Origin of the sequence: Klebsiella sp. 2680, from assembly GCF_900198535.1 — a bacterium.
GTDB classification, from domain to species: Bacteria; Pseudomonadota; Gammaproteobacteria; order Enterobacterales; family Enterobacteriaceae; genus Klebsiella; species Klebsiella indica.
On the sequence record NZ_FZNJ01000003.1, the window covers coordinates 319167 to 337728 of the forward strand.

Here is an 18562-nt window from a genome sequence, read left to right on the forward strand (position 1 = left end):
CGGAACATCTTGCGGAAGCAGAATGGCTCCCGCCGCGTTTAATTGCATCGGCAGTTTGATTGCTCTACCGATGGTGCGAAAAAAAATTCCTCTGACAACACTCTATCTGATCAAATAAATAAAAACTGGTGCAGCTTATCGCGCGCTCATTATTATTTTGTTGCGCTATGACAATTTATTGCTCTGAATGAGATTTTTTCATTTTATAATGAGCCAGATACAGAGAGATAGCAAAAATCGGCAATAACAAAATATTGCCATTTAAAATGGCTCAGTTTGTGATCTGGCATTAATTTGCTGGCGATAAGCCTGCGGGGTCACCTGATAGGCCTGACGAAAAACTTTGCAAAAATAGCTGGTTTGCGAAAAACCTAAATTCCGCGCAATGCTGGCGATACTCCAGTCGCTGTGACACAGCAGCTCTTTGGCGCTCACCATCCGCTGATGGTTAACCCAGGCATTAAAGCCAATCCCCTGATATTTTTTGAACAGCTTACTGAAGTAGTAGGGGCTGAGATACACGTGAGCGGCCACGTCCTCAAGACGCAGCTCATCTGAAAGATGAGCATCAATATAGCGCAGCGCCTTCTTCATTTTACTGTCGTGAGGGCTGGCGACCCGGCCGGCGCGCGCGGGTTCAGGCTGCTGCGGATTATCTTTAATCACCACGAAATTAAGTTGTTTTTTAAGGCAGTTTTCTACAATCAGCTTCAGTAAATCAGCGGAAGCAATCACCCTTGAGTAGTCCATCTCCGGTACGTCGCGGAATGCTTTAACCAGTTCCGGCTCGGCCTTCCAGCGGTTGTCCACGTTCAGAATATCGACCAGTTCAACATCGTTACTTAAACGAACCTGCCCGCACAGAACAAACCCCACAAGATGCCCGGCGATCACCAGAGGGATGGAAAAATCCGTTAGCCCGGCGTGACAACGGTAGATACAGAGCTGATCGGTTTTTGAGGCCTCAAGGCCGCCGCAACGGTCGCTCATCCGACAGCGAGCGCTGAGCTGAGGGTGCTGACGCATGAGCTGGCAGAAAGGAGTAAAATTAAATAATTCAGAGATTTCATCACCGTGAATATTGACCACCACAACCGCCAGACTCGTGGCCTGGGCAAAATCCTGTGCGATTTTATTAATGAGTTCTGAGTTCAATGTACTCGCAGAAATCATGATAAAACCTCTCAGTTAATTTTTTGTTATAAACAAAACATTTCTTTAATATTTTTTCCCTTTCATCATCATTTACCGGCAACGATAAAAGAATAATACGATAGCAAAAGTCCCCCATCCGTGGGAGACGTTTTTGGCCAGTTCGTGATACCGGTTCATGAAAATTTTCGGCTATTTCAACGGATACATTACTCCTCTAATTTGCAGGTATTACACGGTAAATTATTGCCAATCAGATAACGATAGATAGCCGCGCCCAGACAGGCGCCGATTAATGGCGCAATAATCGGCACAATAAAGTAGGGAATATCCCTTCCACCGGTCATCGCGATATCACCCCAACCAGCCATCCATGTAAACAGTTTCGGTCCAAAATCGCGCGCAGGATTCATTGCAAATCCCGTCAGCGGCCCGGTGGCAGCACCAATAACCGCCACCAGAATGCCGATCAGCAAGGGGGCCAGAGGCCCTTTCGGCACGCCGTTACCGTCGTCGGTCAGCGCCATTATCATCCCCATCAACATAGAAGTGATCACCACTTCAACCAGCGCGGCATGCCAGACGCTCAGCGACGCCGCAGGGTACGTGCTGAAAATGCTCGCCAGTTGTAGACTTTCTACGCTACCGCGTACAATATGGTGCGTCGCTTCAAACTCAGTAAACACCGTGCTGTAAAGCATATAGGCCAGCACCGCGCCGCCAAAGGCGCCCGCGACCTGTGAAACAATATAGGGGAACACTTTGCGTCCCGGAAAACAGGCAAATAACCATAACGCGACGGTCACAGCCGGGTTGAGATGCGCGCCCGATATCCCCGAAGTCAGATACACGGCAAGCGAGATCCCCAGCCCCCAAATAATGCAAATCTCCCACAGTCCGAGGCTTGCTCCCGCCACCTTCAACGCGCACAGGCAGCCGATACCGAAAAACAAAAACAGCCCGGTGCCCAGAAACTCGGCGGTACATTGCGCTTTTAATGAATCGTTCATTGTGACACCTTCTTAGCAGGGTTCGTGTCCTGACCAGCCAACATCCTGCTGGCAGTAGAGTACAACCATCATCACTATATGAACTCCCTTCAGCAAATTATTGGCAACCTGCTGGAAGGGCCTCCGGAAAATTCAGGCAGCAATAACAAATTATTGCTATTAAATAAGCGTGGACCGCATGATTCACTCATGTTTTTTGCCATAACGCCGCTTACATTGGCATGTAAAAATATTGCTGCAATCAACTCACCATTTTCCAATCAGCATCACAAATCAACTTTCTCGCATAGCAGACAAAATTAAAATCGTCATGAACAAATTTGTAAATATGGAATATGAAAAACGAAATATTCATATTTAAATAAATAAAAAATATACTAAATATCAACTTGATATAATTCAATGCAGCAATTTTATACTATTAAAAAACCACTATTTTTTCGCCATCAAATTCAACTCAGCCATTCTTTTTCTTCACATCTTCTTATAGTTCCAACTATCGGAACACTCCATGCGAGGTCTTTATGCAACAAGAAGCATTAGGAATGGTAGAAACCAAGGGCTTAACCGCAGCCATAGAGGCCGCAGACGCAATGGTGAAGTCAGCCAATGTGATGTTAGTCGGCTACGAAAAAATTGGCTCCGGTCTGGTGACGGTAATTGTTCGCGGGGACGTTGGCGCAGTAAAAGCGGCAACCGACTCAGGCGCCGCCGCCGCGCGCAACGTGGGTGAAGTGAAAGCCGTACACGTCATCCCACGCCCTCATACCGACGTAGAAAAAATCTTACCGAAGGGAATTAGCCAATGAGCAGCAATGAACTGGTGGAACAGATCATGGCGCAGGTAATTGCCCGTGTGGCAACACCGGAACAAACGGCCATTCCTGAAGAAACCCACCCAACACGAGAGACGGCTATGGCAGAAAAAAGCTGCAGTTTAACGGAATTTGTCGGCACCGCCATTGGCGACACCGTCGGTCTGGTGATCGCTAATGTGGACAGCGCCTTACTGGAAGCGATGAAGCTGGAAAAACGCTACCGCTCCATCGGCATTCTCGGCGCGCGCACTGGCGCAGGCCCGCACATTATGGCTGCCGATGAGGCGGTAAAAGCCACCAACACCGAAGTGGTCAGCATTGAACTTCCCCGCGATACCAAAGGCGGCGCAGGCCACGGCTCGCTGATTATTTTAGGCGGCAATGATGTTTCGGACGTGAAGCGCGGTATCGAAGTCGCGCTGAAAGAACTCGACCGCACTTTTGGCGATGTATACGCCAATGAAGCCGGACATATCGAGCTGCAATACACCGCCCGCGCCAGCTACGCGCTGGAAAAGGCCTTTGGCGCGCCGATTGGCCGTGCCTGCGGTGTGATTGTCGGCGCGCCCGCTTCCATTGGCGTGTTGATGGCGGATACCGCCCTGAAATCCGCCAATGTTGAAGTGGTCGCTTACAGCTCACCGGCGCACGGCACGAGCTTCAGCAACGAAGCCATTCTGGTGATTTCCGGCGACTCCGGCGCGGTGCGTCAGGCGGTTAGCTCCGCCCGCGAAATCGGCAAAACTGTCCTTGCGACCCTTGGTGATGAACCGAAAAACGATCGCCCGTCCTATATCTGATACTTACGAGGCTGATTCATGAGATCGAAAAGATTTGAAGCACTGGCGAAACGCCCTGTGAATCAGGACGGCTTTGTTAAGGAGTGGATCGAGGAAGGCTTTATTGCAATGGAAAGCCCGAACGACCCAAAACCGTCGATTAAAATCGTTAACGGCGCGGTCACTGAGCTGGATGGAAAACCCGTTAGCAAATTTGACCTGATTGACCACTTTATCGCCCGCTACGGCATCAACCTGAAGCGCGCCGAAGAAGTGATGGCGATGGATTCGGTCAAACTGGCGAATATGCTGTGTGACCCCAACATACAGCGTAGCGAAATCGTACCGCTGACTACCGCGATGACGCCGGCGAAAATTGTTGAAGTCGTGTCGCATATGAACGTTGTTGAGATGATGATGGCGATGCAGAAAATGCGCGCACGCCGCACGCCGTCTCAGCAGGCGCACGTCACCAACGTGAAAGACAACCCGGTTCAGATTGCCGCCGATGCCGCCGAAGGCGCGTGGCGGGGGTTTGATGAGCAAGAGACAACGGTTGCGGTCGCGCGCTACGCCCCGTTCAATGCTATCGCGCTGCTGGTGGGCTCCCAGGTCGGTCGTCCAGGTGTATTAACGCAGTGTTCACTGGAGGAAGCCACCGAACTGAAGCTCGGTATGCTGGGTCACACCTGTTACGCCGAAACCATTTCCGTCTATGGTACTGAACCGGTCTTTACCGATGGCGACGATACGCCCTGGTCAAAAGGTTTCCTCGCCTCTTCTTATGCCTCCCGCGGCCTGAAAATGCGCTTCACTTCCGGCTCCGGTTCCGAAGTGCAGATGGGCTATGCCGAAGGCAAATCCATGCTCTATCTGGAAGCCCGCTGTATCTACATCACCAAAGCCGCAGGCGTTCAGGGCCTACAGAACGGTTCTGTCAGCTGCATCGGCGTTCCTTCTGCCGTGCCGTCAGGCATTCGCGCCGTACTGGCGGAAAACCTGATCTGCTCCGCGCTGGATCTGGAATGCGCCTCCAGTAACGACCAGACCTTCACCCACTCCGATATGCGCCGTACCGCACGCCTGCTGATGCAGTTCCTGCCGGGCACCGACTTTATCTCCTCCGGTTACTCCGCCGTACCGAACTACGACAACATGTTCGCCGGTTCTAACGAAGATGCCGAAGACTTTGACGACTACAACGTAATCCAGCGTGACCTGAAAGTGGACGGCGGTCTGCGTCCAGTCCGCGAAGAAGATGTTATCGCCATCCGTAATAAAGCCGCTCGCGCCCTGCAGGCCGTGTTTGCCGGAATGGGGCTGCCGCCGATTACCGATGAAGAAGTTGAAGCCGCAACCTACGCCCACGGTTCGAAGGATATGCCAGAACGCAACATCGTCGAAGACATCAAGTTCGCCCAGGAAATTATCAATAAAAACCGTAACGGTCTGGAAGTGGTGAAAGCGCTGGCGCAGGGCGGATTCCCTGACGTTGCCCAGGACATGCTCAATATCCAGAAAGCCAAGCTGACCGGCGACTATCTGCACACCTCCGCCATTATCGTCGGCGACGGACAAGTGCTCTCTGCGGTTAACGACGTCAACGACTACGCCGGTCCGGCAACGGGTTATCGCCTGCAGGGCGAACGCTGGGAAGAGATTAAAAACATCCCTGGCGCGCTTGATCCCAACGAGATTGATTAAGGGGTGAGAAATGGAAATTAATGAAAAATTGCTGCGCCAGATAATTGAAGACGTGCTCAGCGAGATGAAGGGCAGCGATAAACCCGTCTCGTTTAATGCGCCAGCGGCAGCAAACTCACCGCAAGGTGACAGTTTTCTGACGGAAATTGGCGAGGCCAAACAGGGGACACAACAAGATGAAGTGATTATTGCCGTCGGCCCGGCGTTCGGCCTGTCGCAAACCGTGAACATCGTTGGCCTGCCGCATAAAAGCATTTTGCGCGAATTGATTGCCGGTATCGAAGAAGAAGGCATTAAGGCGCGCGTCATTCGCTGTTTTAAATCTTCTGACGTGGCGTTTGTCGCCGTTGAGGGCAATCGCCTGAGCGGTTCAGGCATCTCCATCGGCATCCAGTCGAAAGGCACCACGGTAATCCATCAACAGGGGCTACCGCCGCTCTCTAATCTGGAGTTATTCCCCCAGGCGCCGCTGCTGACGCTGGAAACCTACCGTCAGATTGGTAAAAACGCCGCTCGCTATGCGAAACGTGAATCACCGCAGCCGGTCCCAACGCTGAATGACCAGATGGCGCGCCCGAAGTACCAGGCGAAATCCGCCATTCTGCACATTAAAGAGACGAAGTATGTCGTGACAGGCAAAAACCCGCAGGAACTGCGCGTGGCGCTTTGATAAAGGATAACCCCATGAATACCGACGCAATTGAATCAATGGTTCGCGACGTCTTGAGCCGTATGAACAGCCTGCAGGGGGAAACATCAGCGTCAACCCTGCCCCCGACAGAAAGCGGCACGGTCCGTAACGCTAAGGTCAGCGACTATCCGCTGGCCAATAAGCATCCGGAATGGGTGAAAACCGCCACCAATAAAACGCTGGACGACTTCACGCTGGAAAACGTGCTGAGCAATAAAGTCACCGCGCAGGATATGCGTATTACTCCGGAAACCCTGCGTTTACAGGCGTCTATCGCCAAAGATGCAGGCCGCGACCGGCTGGCAATGAACTTTGAGCGTGCCGCCGAACTGACCGCCGTACCGGATGATCGCATTCTTGAAATCTATAACGCTCTGCGTCCGTACCGTTCCACGAAAGAAGAGCTTCTCGCCATCGCCGACGATCTCGAAAACCGTTATCAGGCAAAGATTTGCGCAGCTTTCGTGCGTGAAGCGGCGGTGCTGTACGTCGAGCGTAAAAAACTTAAAGGCGACGATTAACATCAGGGATATACGATGCGATATATAGCTGGCATTGATATAGGTAACTCATCAACAGAAGTCGCGCTGGCGACTCAGGATGAGGCTGGCGTACTGACGATAACGCACAGTGCGCTGGCGGAAACCACCGGCATCAAAGGCACGTTGCGTAACGTGTTCGGCATTAAGGAAGCGCTCTCTCTCGTCACGCAGCGCGCCGGGATCAATGTCAGCGATATTTCACTCATTCGCATTAATGAAGCCACGCCGGTGATTGGCGATGTGGCGATGGAAACCATTACCGAAACCATCATCACCGAATCGACAATGATTGGCCATAACCCGAAAACGCCAGGCGGCGCGGGGCTTGGCGTAGGTATCACCATTACACCAGAGGAGCTGTTAACGCGCGCGGCGGATACGCCCTATATCCTCGTGGTGTCATCGACGTTCGATTTCGCCGATGTCGCCAATATGATTAACGCCTCCGCGCGCGCTGGATATCAAATCACCGGCGTCATTTTGCAGCGTGACGACGGCGTGCTGGTCAGCAACCGGCTGGAAAAACCGCTGCCCATTGTCGATGAAGTGCTCTACATCGACCGAATTCCACTGGGTATGCTGGCAGCGATTGAAGTCGCCGTTCCGGGGAAAATTATCGAAACCCTCTCCAATCCTTACGGTATCGCTACCGTATTTAACCTCAACGCCGATGAGACCAAAAACATCGTACCGATGGCGCGCGCCCTGATCGGCAACCGTTCCGCCGTAGTGGTCAAAACCCCCTCCGGCGACGTCAAAGCGCGGGCGATACCGGCTGGTAATCTGGAACTGTTGTCGCAAGGCAGAACCGTGCGTGTGGATGTTGCCGCCGGTGCCGACGCCATCATGAGAGCGGTTGAAGGTTGCAGTAAGCTGGATAACGTCACTGGTGAAGCGGGGACCAATATCGGCGGCATGCTGGAGCATGTGCGCCAGACCATGGCTGAACTGACGAATAAACCCAGCAGCGAAATTTTCATTCAGGATCTGCTGGCTGTCGATACGTCGGTACCGGTCAGCGTCACCGGCGGCCTTGCCGGGGAGTTCTCGCTGGAACAGGCCGTCGGCATCGCCTCAATGGTGAAATCAGATCGTCTGCAGATGGCGCTGATTGCCCGCGAAATTGAGCAAAAACTCAATATTGATGTGCAGATCGGCGGCGCAGAGGCTGAGGCCGCCATTCTGGGCGCGCTGACGACGCCGGGCACAACCCGACCACTGGCGATTCTTGATCTCGGCGCAGGCTCCACCGATGCCTCAATTATTACCCCAAAAGGCGACATCACCGCCACTCATCTCGCCGGGGCTGGCGACATGGTCACCATGATCATTGCCCGTGAACTGGGTCTGGAAGATCGCTATCTGGCGGAAGAGATTAAGAAATACCCGCTGGCCAAAGTGGAAAGCCTGTTCCATTTACGTCACGAGGACGGCAGCGTGCAGTTCTTCCCGACGCCGCTGGCTCCCGCCGTATTCGCTCGCGTCTGCGTGGTGAAACCGGACGAACTGGTTCCATTACCCGGCGATTTAGCGCTGGAAAAAGTGCGCGCCATTCGCCGTAGCGCCAAAGAACGCGTCTTTGTCACTAACGCGCTGCGCGCCCTGCGTCAGGTCAGCCCGACCGGCAACATCCGCGATATTCCTTTCGTGGTGCTGGTTGGCGGCTCGTCGCTGGATTTTGAAATCCCGCAACTGGTCACCGATGCGCTGGCGCACTACCGGCTGGTGGCCGGGCGGGGAAATATTCGCGGCACAGAAGGCCCGAGAAATGCGGTCGCCACCGGGCTGATTCTCTCCTGGCATAAGGAGTTTGCTCATGGACAGTAATCCCGGCGTTCCGGCAATCGTCATTATCGCCATCGGCGACTGTATCAACCTCTGGAACGAAGTGCTGCTGGGCATTGAAGAGGAAGGTATTCCTTTCCGGATCCAGCGCGCCGTTGCCGGAGAGGTGGTTGATAACGCCTGGCAGGCGGCACGTTGCTCCCCGCTGCTGGTGGGCATTGCCTGCGATCGGCACTCGCTGGCCGTGCACTACAAGAATTTACCCGCATCCGCGCCGCTTTTTACGCTGATGCTTAATCAGGACAGTCAGGCCCAACGCAATACCGGTAATAACGCGGCACGGCTGGTCAAAGGGATCCCTTTTCGGGATCTCCATGCTTAAACACAGGAGAACAGCAGAATGAACAACGCACTGGGACTGGTTGAAACAAAAGGCCTGGTTGGCGCGATTGAAGCCGCCGATGCGATGGTGAAATCCGCCAACGTGCAACTGGTGGGTTACGAAAAAATTGGCTCTGGCCTGGTTACCGTGATGGTTCGCGGCGATGTCGGCGCGGTAAAAGCAGCGGTGGATGCAGGCAGCGCGGCGGCAAGCGTGGTTGGCGAGGTGAAATCCTGCCACGTTATTCCGCGTCCACACAGCGATGTTGAGGCCATTTTACCGAAATCCGCCTGATCGATGGCGAATAAGGAGCACTGCGTGAAGCAATCACTGGGATTACTTGAAGTTTGTGGTCTGGCACTGGCTATCAGCTGCGCCGATATCATGGCGAAATCCGCTTCTATCACGCTGCTCGCCCTCGAAAAGACCAATGGCTCAGGCTGGATGGTGATTAAAATTACCGGTGATGTCGCCTCCGTGCAGGCGGCCATCACCACCGGAGTGCATTTTGCCGAACGGCAAAATGGCCTGGTGGCCCACAACGTTATCGCCAGGCCCGGAGAAGGGATCCTGCCCGCAGCCCCGCCTCCTCCGCCCGCTATGGAGCCTGAAGCAACGGCGTCAGAGACGGTTGATGTCGTTTCTGAAACGCCAGTAGACACGTTTGTAGAAGCACCAGTAGAAGAGGCGCCACAGAAATCATCGCTGGTCAGTTGCAACCTGTGTCTGGACCCAAAATGTCCGCGCCAGAAGGGCGAGTCTCGTTCGCTTTGCATTCACTCAGGTAAGCGAGGTGAAGCGTAATGGATAAAGAACTTCTGCTATCAACGGTCAGTAAAGTCCTCGATGAGATGCGTCAGCGGCCTATTCCGCTGGGCGTATCCAATCGCCATATTCACCTGTCGGAGCAGGATTACCAACGGTTGTTTCCCGGTCACCCTATCAGCGAGAAAAAAGCGCTGTTGCAGCCGGGGCAATATGCCGCGGAACAAACCGTCACCCTGGTAGGGCCGAAGGGGCAGATTAAGAATGTCCGCCTGCTCGGCCCGCTACGTTCGGTAAGCCAGGTGGAAATATCGCGTACCGACGCCAGAACGCTGGGGATTGCGGCGCCGCTGCGAATGTCCGGCAACCTGAAGGGAACGCCGGGCATTCGTCTGGTCAGCCCTTATGCCGAACTGGAATTATCCTCTGGAGTCATCGTCGCCCAACGACATATTCATATGTCGCCGCTCGATGCCCTGATCCTGCGAGTTTCTCACGGCGATAAGGTTTCTGTGGCTATAGAAGGCGACGAGCGCGGGCTTGTTTTCAACAACGTGGTGATTCGTGTTTCACCGAATATGCGGCTTGAAATGCACATTGATACCGATGAAGCCAACGCCGCAGGTGCCGATAACCCGCAGGCCTTTGTCAGGCTGGCAGACCCGCGATGAACGGCGAAATTCTGCAGCGCGTTATTGAGGAGATCGTCTCCCGGCTGCAGCGCCGCGCCCGGAGCACGGCGACGCTCAGCGTCGCGCAGCTTCGTGATGCCGACTGCCGAAGCCTGTTCTGTCAGCATGCGTCGTTGCGCATCCTGCTCGTTGACCTGCCGCTTCTGGGCCAGCTTGCGGATGATGAAACCGATGACCCCGTCGCGCGGAAAATTCACGACGCGATGGCTTTCGGCATTCGCGTGCAGATTACTCTGCACAGCCAGCTGTTACAGGCTATCCCGGTAAAAAAACTGGCTCGCCTGCCGGTTCAGTTCAGCGATGAACGCGGTCTACCGTTAATTCTGCATGCCGGTTCGCTACTGAGCTATCGCGACGTCGCGCGACTGGACAAAGGACGTCTGCTGCTCCGACGCCAGTGCATAGTGACCGCTCTGGCGCGTGAAACGGCAAACGCGCGGAATATTCAATTAATAAAGCAGGAGTAAATCATGCATCTGGCACGAGTCACAGGCGCGGTTGTCTCCACGCAAAAATCCGCTTCCCTGATCGGGAAAAAACTGCTGCTGGTGCGTCGGGTTAGCGCCGACGGAGAACTCCCTGCCTCGCCTGCGTCCGGCGATGAAGTCGCCGTTGACTCGGTGGGCGCGGGGATTGGCGAACTGGTGCTGCTCAGCAGCGGCTCCAGCGCCAGACATGTTTTTCCTGGACCAAATCAGGCTATCGACCTCGCCGTTGTAGGCATTGTCGATACGCTTTCGCGTTAAGGGGCGATTATGGCGATTTATACCCGTACAGGTGACGCAGGCACCACATCACTCTTTACCGGCCAACGGGTGAGCAAAACGCACCCGCGAGTTGAAGCCTACGGCACGCTGGATGAGCTGAACGCCGCGCTGAGCCTGTGCGTCTGCTCCGTCGCGGATGCAAACCACCGCGCCCTACTTGAAGCCATCCAGCAGCAAATTTTTTGGTTTAGCGCAGAGCTGGCCAGTGACAGCGAGCAGCCGTCGCCGAAACAGCGTTATATCAGTAGCGAAGAGATCGCCGCTCTGGAAGCCGCCATCGATCGGGCAATGGCCCGCGTCGACCCCCTGCACAGCTTTATTTTACCCGGCCGCTGCGAAGCCGCCAGCCGCCTGCATTTCGCCCGCACACTGGCCCGCCGGGCCGAACGTCGGCTGGTTGAGCTGGCGGCCGAAGTCAATGTGCGCCAGGTGCTGATGGGCTATATCAACCGCTTATCCGACTGTCTGTACGCTCTGGCCCGCGCCGAAGATAGCGATGCTCACCAGAACGACATCATCCGTGAAGTCAGCAAGCGTTATCTGGCCGCCAGCCAGCCAGCCCCCTGCCAGGAGACGACACCTGTGTGCCTATCATTCCATGATTTGCACCAGCTTATCCGCGCAGCCGTTGAACGCGCGCAGCTGCTGCAGATTCCAGTAGTTATCAGCATCGTTGACGCGCACGGTACGGAAACCGTGACCTGGAGAATGCCGGATGCCCTGCTGGCCAGCAGCGAACTGGCGCCGAAAAAGGCCTGGACTGCAGTCGCAATGAAAAAGGCGACCCATGAACTGAGCGACGTCGTACAGCCCGGCGCCGCGCTTTATGGTCTGGAAAGCCATTTACAAGGGAAAGTGGTCACCTTTGGCGGCGGTTACGCCCTCTGGCGCAACGGCCAGTTGATTGGGGGTCTTGGTATCAGCGGCGGCAGCGTTGAGCAAGACATGGATATAGCACAGAGCGCCATCGCGGCCATTAACGTGGGAACTCATCAATGAATACTTCCGAACTCGAAACCCTTATTCGCACGATTATCAGCGAACAATTAACGCCAGCGCACACGCCGGGCCAGATTCAGGGCAAAGGAATTTTCCCGTCCGTCGACGAGGCTATCGACGCCGCGCACCAGGCATTCCTGCGTTATCAGCAGTGCCCGCTGAAAACCCGCAGTGCCATCATCAGCGCCATCCGTCAGGAGCTGACGCCGCATCTGACCGCGCTGGCGGAAGAGAGCGCCAGTGAAACCGGGATGGGCAACAAAGAAGATAAATTCCTCAAAAATAAGGCCGCGCTGGACAACACGCCAGGCGTAGAAGATCTCACCACCACCGCGCTGACCGGCGATGGCGGCATGGTGCTATTTGAGTACTCGCCGTTTGGCGTCATCGGGTCGGTCGCGCCGAGCACCAACCCGACAGAAACCATCATTAATAACAGTATCAGCATGCTGGCGGCAGGCAACAGCGTCTACTTTAGCCCGCATCCGGGGGCAAAAAAGGTCTCCCTCAAGCTGATTAGTATGATTGAAGAGATTGCCTTCCGCTGCTGCGGCATCCGCAATCTGCTGGTCACCGTGGCGGAACCGACTTTCGAAGCCACCCAGCAGATGATGGCCCATCCACGGATCGCCGTTCTGGCTATTACCGGCGGCCCCGGTATTGTGGCAATGGGCATGAAGAGCGGGAAGAAAGTGATTGGCGCAGGTGCAGGCAACCCGCCCTGTATTGTGGATGAAACCGCCGACCTGGTGAAAGCGGCGGAAGATATCATTAACGGCGCCTCATTTGATTACAACCTGCCCTGCATTGCCGAAAAAAGCCTGATTGTGGTGGAGAGCATCGCCGAACGTCTGGTACAGCAAATGCAAACTTTCGGCGCGCTGCTGTTGAGCCCTGCGGATACCGACAAACTCCGCGCCGCCTGCCTGCCAGAGGGCCAGGCCAATAAAAAGCTGGTCGGGAAGAGCCCTTCAGCGATGCTGGAAGCTGCCGGGCTCGCCGTCCCGGCTAAAGCGCCGCGTCTGCTGATTGCGCTGGTGAACGCCGACGATCCGTGGGTTACCAGCGAACAACTGATGCCAATGCTGCCGATAGTGAAAGTCAGCGACTTCGATAGCGCGCTGGCGCTGGCGCTGAAGGTCGAAGAGGGCCTGCATCATACCGCGATCATGCACTCGCAGAACGTGTCGCGCCTGAACCTCGCGGCCCGCACGTTGCAAACCTCGATATTCGTCAAAAACGGCCCCTCTTATGCCGGGATCGGCGTCGGCGGCGAAGGCTTTACGACCTTCACAATCGCCACGCCAACCGGCGAAGGAACAACATCGGCGCGCACCTTTGCCCGCTCCCGGCGCTGCGTGTTGACCAACGGTTTTTCTATCCGCTAATTGAGGCTGTAATGAATACTTTCGCACTACAAACGCGGTTGTACAGCGGTCAGGGAAGTCTGGCGGTACTCAAGCGCTTTACCAACAAACATATCTGGATAATCTGCGATGGATTTCTTGCCCGTTCGCCGCTACTGGAAACCCTGCGCGACGCGCTACCCGCAGATAACCGCATCAGCGTTTTTAGCGAAATAACGCCTGACCCCACTATCCATACCGTAGTGCAGGGCATTGCGCAGATGCAGGCCCTGCATCCGCAGGTGGTGATTGGTTTCGGCGGCGGTTCGGCAATGGATGCGGCGAAAGCGATCGTCTGGTTCAGCAAGCGGTCCGGCATTGACATCGAAACCTGCGTGGCGATACCCACCACCAGCGGTACCGGCTCGGAAGTGACCAGCGCTTGCGTGATTAGCGACCCGGATAAAGGTATCAAGTACCCGCTATTCCACAATGCGCTGTACCCGGATATGGCGATCCTCGACCCGGAACTGGTAGTCAGCGTGCCGCCGCAAATTACGGCGAATACCGGAATGGATGTCCTGACCCACGCCCTGGAAGCCTGTGTCTCGCCGCAGGCCAGCGATTTTACCGATGCGCTGGCGGAAAAAGCCGCCAGGCTGGTGTTCCAGTATCTGCCCACCGCAGTGGAAAAAGGCGACTGCGTAGCGACGCGGGGAAAAATGCACAACGCCTCAACCCTCGCAGGAATGGCGTTCAGTCAGGCGGGACTGGGGCTTAATCACGCTCTGGCCCACCAGCTCGGCGGGCAGTTTCATCTGCCGCACGGGCTGGCTAACGCGCTGCTGTTAACCACGGTTATCCGCTTTAACGCCGGCGATCCTCGCGCCGCCAAACGCTACGTGCGGCTGGCTAAAGCCTGTGGTTTTTGCCCGGCCGAAACCAATGACATCGCGGCGATAAACGCCCTGATTAAGCAAATCGAACAACTCAAACAGCGCTGCGCGATCCCCTCACTGGCCGTCGCGCTCAAACAAGGGCGATCACAATTTTCCGCGCACATTCCGGCAATGGTACAGGCTGCGCTGGCTGACGTCACATTACGCACTAACCCGCGTCCGGCCAGCGCCGGGGAAATCCAGGAACTGCTGGAGGAACTGCTATGAGTACCGCTGCCAATGTCGTCGAAACGCCGGTAGCCCAGTCCCATAGCGCCGATGAAATTCGCCAGCGTGTTCGCGTGGCGGGCGTAGTCGGCGCAGGGGGCGCGGGTTTTCCCGCTCACGTTAAACTGCAGGCGGAGGTGGAGATCTTTCTGGTTAACGCCGCTGAGTGCGAACCGATGCTCAAGGTGGACCAGCAACTGATGTGGCAGCAGGCTTCACGCCTTGTGCGCGGCGTGCAATATGCAATGACGGCGACCGGCGCGCGTGAAGGCGTGATCGCTCTGAAAGCCAAATATCAGCGAGCCATTGACGCGCTCACCCCGCTGCTGCCCGCCGGTATCCGTCTGCATATCCTGCCGGATGTTTATCCGGCGGGGGATGAGGTGCTGACCATCTGGCTGGCCACCGGCCGCCGGGTCGCGCCTGCCGCGCTACCGGCCAGCGTCGGAGTGGTCGTCAATAACGTGCAAACCGTGCTGAATATTGCCCGGGCTGTCGAGCAACAGTTTCCGGTCACCCGCCGCACGCTGACGGTTAACGGCGCGGTCGCAAGAGCGCTGACCGTCACCGTCCCCATCGGCATGTCGCTGCGTGAAGTGCTGGCGCTGGCGGGCGGCGCGACGGTCGCCAATCCTGGTTTTATTAACGGCGGTCCAATGATGGGCAGCCTGCTCACGTCTCTGGACTCGCCGGTGACGAAAACCACCGGCGGTCTGCTGGTGCTGCCTGACAGCCATCCCCTTATCCAGCGAAGGATGCAGGACGAACGCACGGTGCTTTCCGTCGCGCGCACCGTCTGCGAACAGTGCCGCCTGTGCACCGATCTCTGCCCGAGGCACCTGATTGGTCACGAGCTCTCTCCGCATCTGCTGGTGCGAGCGGTGAACTTTCAGCAGGCCGCCACGCCGCAGCTACTGCTTAGCGCCCTCACCTGTTCAGAATGCAACGTTTGCGAAAGCGTAGCCTGTCCGGTGGGGATCTCGCCAATGCGCATCAACCGCATGCTGAAACAGCAGTTGCGGGCGCAAAACCAGCGTTATCAGGGGCCGCTCTATCCGGCCGATGAGATGGCGAAATATCGTCTGGTGCCGGTGAAACGGCTGATTGCCAAACTGGGGTTAAGTCCCTGGTATCAGGAAGCCCCACTGCGCGAAGCGCAGCCGACGGTAGAAAAAGTCACTCTGCTGCTACGTCAGCATATTGGCGCCAGCGCGGTGCCGAAGGTCACGCCGGGAGAGCGCGTCACGCGCGGGCAATGCGTTGCCGATATCCCGGCGGACGCATTAGGCGCCCCGATTCACGCCAGTATTGACGGCATTGTTTCGGCGATCAGCGAACAGGCCATCACGGTTGTAAGAGGTTAACCATGTCCCAGGCTATCGGAATTTTAGAACTCACCAGTATCGCGAAAGGAATGGAGCTCGGCGATACGATGCTGAAAAGCGCCAACGTCAATCTGCTGGTCAGCAAAACCATCTGCCCGGGTAAGTTTTTACTTATGCTCGGCGGCGATATCGGTGCGATCCAGCAGGCCATTGAAACCGGCGCCTCCCAGGCCGGCGAGATGCTCGTCGACAGCCTGGTGCTGGCGAATATTCATCCCAGCGTGCTTCCGGCCATTAGCGGCCTGAACAGCGTCGACCAGCGCCAGGCCGTAGGTATCGTCGAAACCTGGAGCGTTGCGGCCTGCATCAGCGCCGCAGACCGGGCGGTAAAAGCCTCAAACGTTATCCTCGTGCGGGTGCATATGGCGTTCGGTATCGGCGGTAAATGCTACATGGTCGTGGCGGGCGATATTTCCGACGTTAACAACGCCGTGACGGTTGCCAGCGAAAGCGCCGGCGAAAAAGGATTGCTGGTTTACCGTTCGGTGATCCCGCGTCCCCATGAAGCCATGTGGCGACAGATGGTGGAGGGGTAATGGAAAAACAGCCAACAACGGAGCGGATGATCCAGGAATACGTTCCCGGGAAGCAGGTTACCCTCGCGCACCTGATTGCCAACCCCGGAAAGGATCTGTTTAAGAAGCTGGGCCTGCCGGATGCGGTCTCGGCTATTGGCATCCTCACCATTACGCCCAGCGAGGCCTCCATTATCGCCTGCGATATCGCCACTAAATCCGGCGCGGTGGAGATTGGTTTTCTTGACCGCTTTACCGGCGCCGTGGTGCTGACCGGCGATGTTTCCGCCGTCGAATATGCCCTCAAGCAGGTAACGCGCACGCTGGGCGAAATGATGCAATTCACTACCTGCGCGATAACCAGGACATAACATGATGAAACGCCTGATGTTTATCGGTCCCAGCCAGTGCGGGAAAACGTCGCTGACTCAAAGCCTGCGCGGTGACGCGCTCCATTATAAGAAAACTCAGGCCATTGAATGGTCGCCGATGGCAATCGATACACCGGGTGAATATCTGGAGAACCGCTGCCTTTATAGCGCCCTGCTGACCAGCGCCTGCGAGGCCGACGTTATCGCCCTGGTACTCAATGCCGACGCTCAGTGGTCGCCATTTTCTCCGGGGTTTACCGGGCCAATGAACCGCCCGGTTATTGGCCTGGTCACCAAAGCTGACCTGGCCGACCCGCAGCGTATTTCGCAAGTTGGAGAGTGGCTTAAACAGGCGGGCGCGCAGCAGGTTTTTATTACCAGCGCGCTCAATCACTCAGGACTTGAAGCCGTACTGGCCTTTCTGCATTCGAAGGAACCTTTATGTCTTACAAAATAATGGCCATTAACGCCGGTAGCTCATCACTGAAATTTCAACTGCTGGCGATGCCGCAGGGCGATACCCTTTGTCAGGGGCTGATTGAACGTATCGGTATGGCAAACGCCGAGGTGACGATCAAAACGTCCGCGCAGAAATGGCAGGAATCGGCGCCGGTCGCCGATCATCGCGAAGCCGTCACATTGCTGCTGGAAAAGCTTCTCGATTACCGCATTATTCAGAGCCTGCAGGATATTGACGGCGTTGGTCACCGCGTGGCGCATGGCGGGGAACGTTTTAAAGATTCAACGCGGGTCACCGATGAAACCTTGAGTGAAATTGAGCGTCTGGCGGAGCTGGCGCCGCTACATAACCCGGTTAACGCGCTGGGAATTAAGGTCTTTCGCCAGTTGTTACCCACTACGCCGTCGGTCGCTGTGTTTGATACCGCTTTTCACCAGACCCTGGACGAGCGCGCCTTTATCTATCCACTTCCCTGGCGCTACTACAGCGAACTGGGTATTCGCCGCTATGGCTTCCACGGCACCAGCCATAAGTATGTGAGCGCGACGCTGGCGGAAAAGCTGGGCGTGCCGCTGAGCGCCCTGCGCGTGGTGTGCTGTCATCTGGGCAACGGTAGCAGCGTTTGCGCCATCAAAAGCGGACGCTCGGTAAATACGTCGATGGGCTTCACGCCGCAGTCCGGCGTGATGATGGGTACCCGCAGCGGCGATATTGACCCGTCAATTTTACCGTGGCTGGCGCTTCACGAAGGTAAAACGCCAGAACAACTCAATCATCTCCTGAATAACGAATCCGGTCTGCTTGGGGTTTCCGGCGTCTCGCACGACTATCGCGACGTCGAACAGGCGGCGGATAGCGGAAATGCCAGAGCAAAGCTGGCGCTCACTCTGTTTGCCGAGCGCATCCGTGCCACCATTGGCAGCTACATCATGCAGATGGGAGGGCTTGATGCGTTGATCTTTACCGGTGGCATCGGCGAAAACTCAGCCCGCGCCAGGAGCGCCATCTGCCACAATCTGAACTTCCTCGGGCTGTCGATTGATGAAGAGAAAAACCAGCGCAACGCCACCTTTATCCAGGCAGACAATGCGCTGGTCAACGTGGCGGTCATTAATACCAATGAAGAGCTGATGATTGCCCGCGATGTGATGCGTATAGCGCTACCTGAAATATCGCCATTGACCGCTTCAGCCTGAGTTCGCCATCCGTCAAATTGCGGTGAATCATGGTAAT

Annotated in this window: 22 protein-coding genes; 20 read left to right on the forward strand and 2 right to left on the reverse strand. The window is 55.9% G+C overall.

The genetic code is table 11. The features are described from left to right. Window positions 1-261: 261 nt before the first annotated feature. Together pocR and pduF are read right to left on the reverse strand one after the other, a co-directional pair. On the reverse strand, window positions 262-1173 hold the full coding sequence (pocR, locus tag FN037_RS14755; protein WP_138360116.1) for a transcriptional regulator PocR: 912 nt from the start codon (window positions 1171-1173) through the stop codon (window positions 262-264). 188 nt (window positions 1174-1361) lie between these two features. Then, window positions 1362-2162, reverse strand: coding sequence for a propanediol diffusion facilitator PduF (gene pduF / locus FN037_RS14760; RefSeq protein ID WP_138360117.1), 801 nt, complete (start codon window positions 2160-2162; stop codon window positions 1362-1364). Window positions 2163-2686: 524 nt separating this feature from the next. Between pduF and pduA the strand changes: the two genes are divergently transcribed. Genes pduA through FN037_RS14860 form a run of 20 tightly spaced genes read left to right on the forward strand, consistent with a single transcriptional unit; the run spans window position 2687 to window position 18525 of the window. Continuing rightward, window positions 2687-2971 (forward strand): propanediol utilization microcompartment protein PduA, encoded by a 285-nt coding sequence (gene pduA, locus FN037_RS14765; RefSeq protein ID WP_138360118.1) that lies wholly within the window; start codon window positions 2687-2689, stop codon window positions 2969-2971. Then, window positions 2968-3780: a propanediol utilization microcompartment protein PduB gene (gene pduB / locus FN037_RS14770; protein WP_138360119.1), complete on the forward strand. Its 813-nt coding sequence runs from the start codon at window positions 2968-2970 to the stop codon at window positions 3778-3780. The genes pduA and pduB overlap by 4 nt, the downstream gene beginning before the upstream one ends. Window positions 3781-3798: 18 nt before the next feature. Further along, a complete protein-coding gene (gene pduC, locus FN037_RS14775; RefSeq protein WP_138360120.1) occupies window positions 3799-5463 on the forward strand; it encodes a propanediol dehydratase large subunit PduC in 1665 nt (554 codons plus the stop codon). Between the two features lie 10 nt (window positions 5464-5473). Next, the gene (gene pduD / locus FN037_RS14780) at window positions 5474-6133 is read left to right on the forward strand and encodes a propanediol dehydratase medium subunit PduD (RefSeq protein WP_138360121.1); all 660 of its coding nucleotides are present in this window, start codon (window positions 5474-5476) and stop codon (window positions 6131-6133) included. A 14-nt stretch (window positions 6134-6147) separates the two neighbouring features. Beyond that, on the forward strand, window positions 6148-6675 hold the full coding sequence (pduE, locus tag FN037_RS14785; RefSeq protein WP_138360122.1) for a propanediol dehydratase small subunit PduE: 528 nt from the start codon (window positions 6148-6150) through the stop codon (window positions 6673-6675). A 15-nt stretch (window positions 6676-6690) separates the two neighbouring features. Further along, a complete protein-coding gene (locus FN037_RS14790) occupies window positions 6691-8523 on the forward strand; it encodes a diol dehydratase reactivase subunit alpha (protein WP_142502556.1) in 1833 nt (610 codons plus the stop codon). Continuing rightward, window positions 8513-8863: a glycerol dehydratase reactivase beta/small subunit family protein gene (locus FN037_RS14795; protein ID WP_138360124.1), complete on the forward strand. Its 351-nt coding sequence runs from the start codon at window positions 8513-8515 to the stop codon at window positions 8861-8863. Before FN037_RS14790 ends, FN037_RS14795 begins: the two co-directional genes overlap by 11 nt. 18 nt (window positions 8864-8881) lie before the next feature. After that, the gene (pduJ, locus tag FN037_RS14800) at window positions 8882-9157 is read left to right on the forward strand and encodes a propanediol utilization microcompartment protein PduJ (protein ID WP_001057755.1); all 276 of its coding nucleotides are present in this window, start codon (window positions 8882-8884) and stop codon (window positions 9155-9157) included. 3 nt (window positions 9158-9160) lie between these two features. Further along, complete coding sequence (locus tag FN037_RS14805) at window positions 9161-9667, forward strand: BMC domain-containing protein (protein WP_142502557.1); 507 nt, start codon at window positions 9161-9163, stop codon at window positions 9665-9667. Further along, on the forward strand, window positions 9667-10299 hold the full coding sequence (locus FN037_RS14810; protein ID WP_138360126.1) for a phosphate propanoyltransferase: 633 nt from the start codon (window positions 9667-9669) through the stop codon (window positions 10297-10299). The genes FN037_RS14805 and FN037_RS14810 overlap by 1 nt, the downstream gene beginning before the upstream one ends. Next, on the forward strand, window positions 10296-10787 hold the full coding sequence (gene pduM, locus FN037_RS14815; RefSeq protein WP_142502558.1) for a microcompartment protein PduM: 492 nt from the start codon (window positions 10296-10298) through the stop codon (window positions 10785-10787). The genes FN037_RS14810 and pduM overlap by 4 nt, the downstream gene beginning before the upstream one ends. A 3-nt stretch (window positions 10788-10790) precedes the next feature. Then, a complete protein-coding gene (locus FN037_RS14820; RefSeq protein WP_138360128.1) occupies window positions 10791-11066 on the forward strand; it encodes a EutN/CcmL family microcompartment protein in 276 nt (91 codons plus the stop codon). A 9-nt stretch (window positions 11067-11075) separates the two neighbouring features. Continuing rightward, window positions 11076-12086: a two-domain cob(I)yrinic acid a,c-diamide adenosyltransferase PduO gene (gene pduO, locus FN037_RS14825; protein WP_142502559.1), complete on the forward strand. Its 1011-nt coding sequence runs from the start codon at window positions 11076-11078 to the stop codon at window positions 12084-12086. Next, on the forward strand, window positions 12083-13474 hold the full coding sequence (gene pduP, locus FN037_RS14830) for a CoA-acylating propionaldehyde dehydrogenase PduP (RefSeq protein WP_142502560.1): 1392 nt from the start codon (window positions 12083-12085) through the stop codon (window positions 13472-13474). The genes pduO and pduP overlap by 4 nt, the downstream gene beginning before the upstream one ends. Window positions 13475-13485: 11 nt before the next feature. After that, a complete protein-coding gene (gene pduQ / locus FN037_RS14835) occupies window positions 13486-14598 on the forward strand; it encodes a 1-propanol dehydrogenase PduQ (protein WP_142502561.1) in 1113 nt (370 codons plus the stop codon). After that, window positions 14595-15962, forward strand: coding sequence for a 4Fe-4S dicluster domain-containing protein (locus FN037_RS14840; protein ID WP_142502562.1), 1368 nt, complete (start codon window positions 14595-14597; stop codon window positions 15960-15962). The genes pduQ and FN037_RS14840 overlap by 4 nt, the downstream gene beginning before the upstream one ends. Before the next feature lie 2 nt (window positions 15963-15964). Beyond that, complete coding sequence (pduT, locus tag FN037_RS14845; RefSeq protein WP_138360133.1) at window positions 15965-16519, forward strand: propanediol utilization microcompartment protein PduT; 555 nt, start codon at window positions 15965-15967, stop codon at window positions 16517-16519. Then, window positions 16519-16869: a propanediol utilization microcompartment protein PduU gene (gene pduU / locus FN037_RS14850; protein WP_138360134.1), complete on the forward strand. Its 351-nt coding sequence runs from the start codon at window positions 16519-16521 to the stop codon at window positions 16867-16869. Before pduT ends, pduU begins: the two co-directional genes overlap by 1 nt. A 4-nt stretch (window positions 16870-16873) precedes the next feature. Further along, complete coding sequence (gene pduV / locus FN037_RS14855; RefSeq protein ID WP_142502773.1) at window positions 16874-17326, forward strand: propanediol utilization protein PduV; 453 nt, start codon at window positions 16874-16876, stop codon at window positions 17324-17326. After that, window positions 17311-18525, forward strand: coding sequence for an acetate/propionate family kinase (locus FN037_RS14860; RefSeq protein WP_142502563.1), 1215 nt, complete (start codon window positions 17311-17313; stop codon window positions 18523-18525). Before pduV ends, FN037_RS14860 begins: the two co-directional genes overlap by 16 nt. Window positions 18526-18562 lie beyond the last annotated feature (37 nt).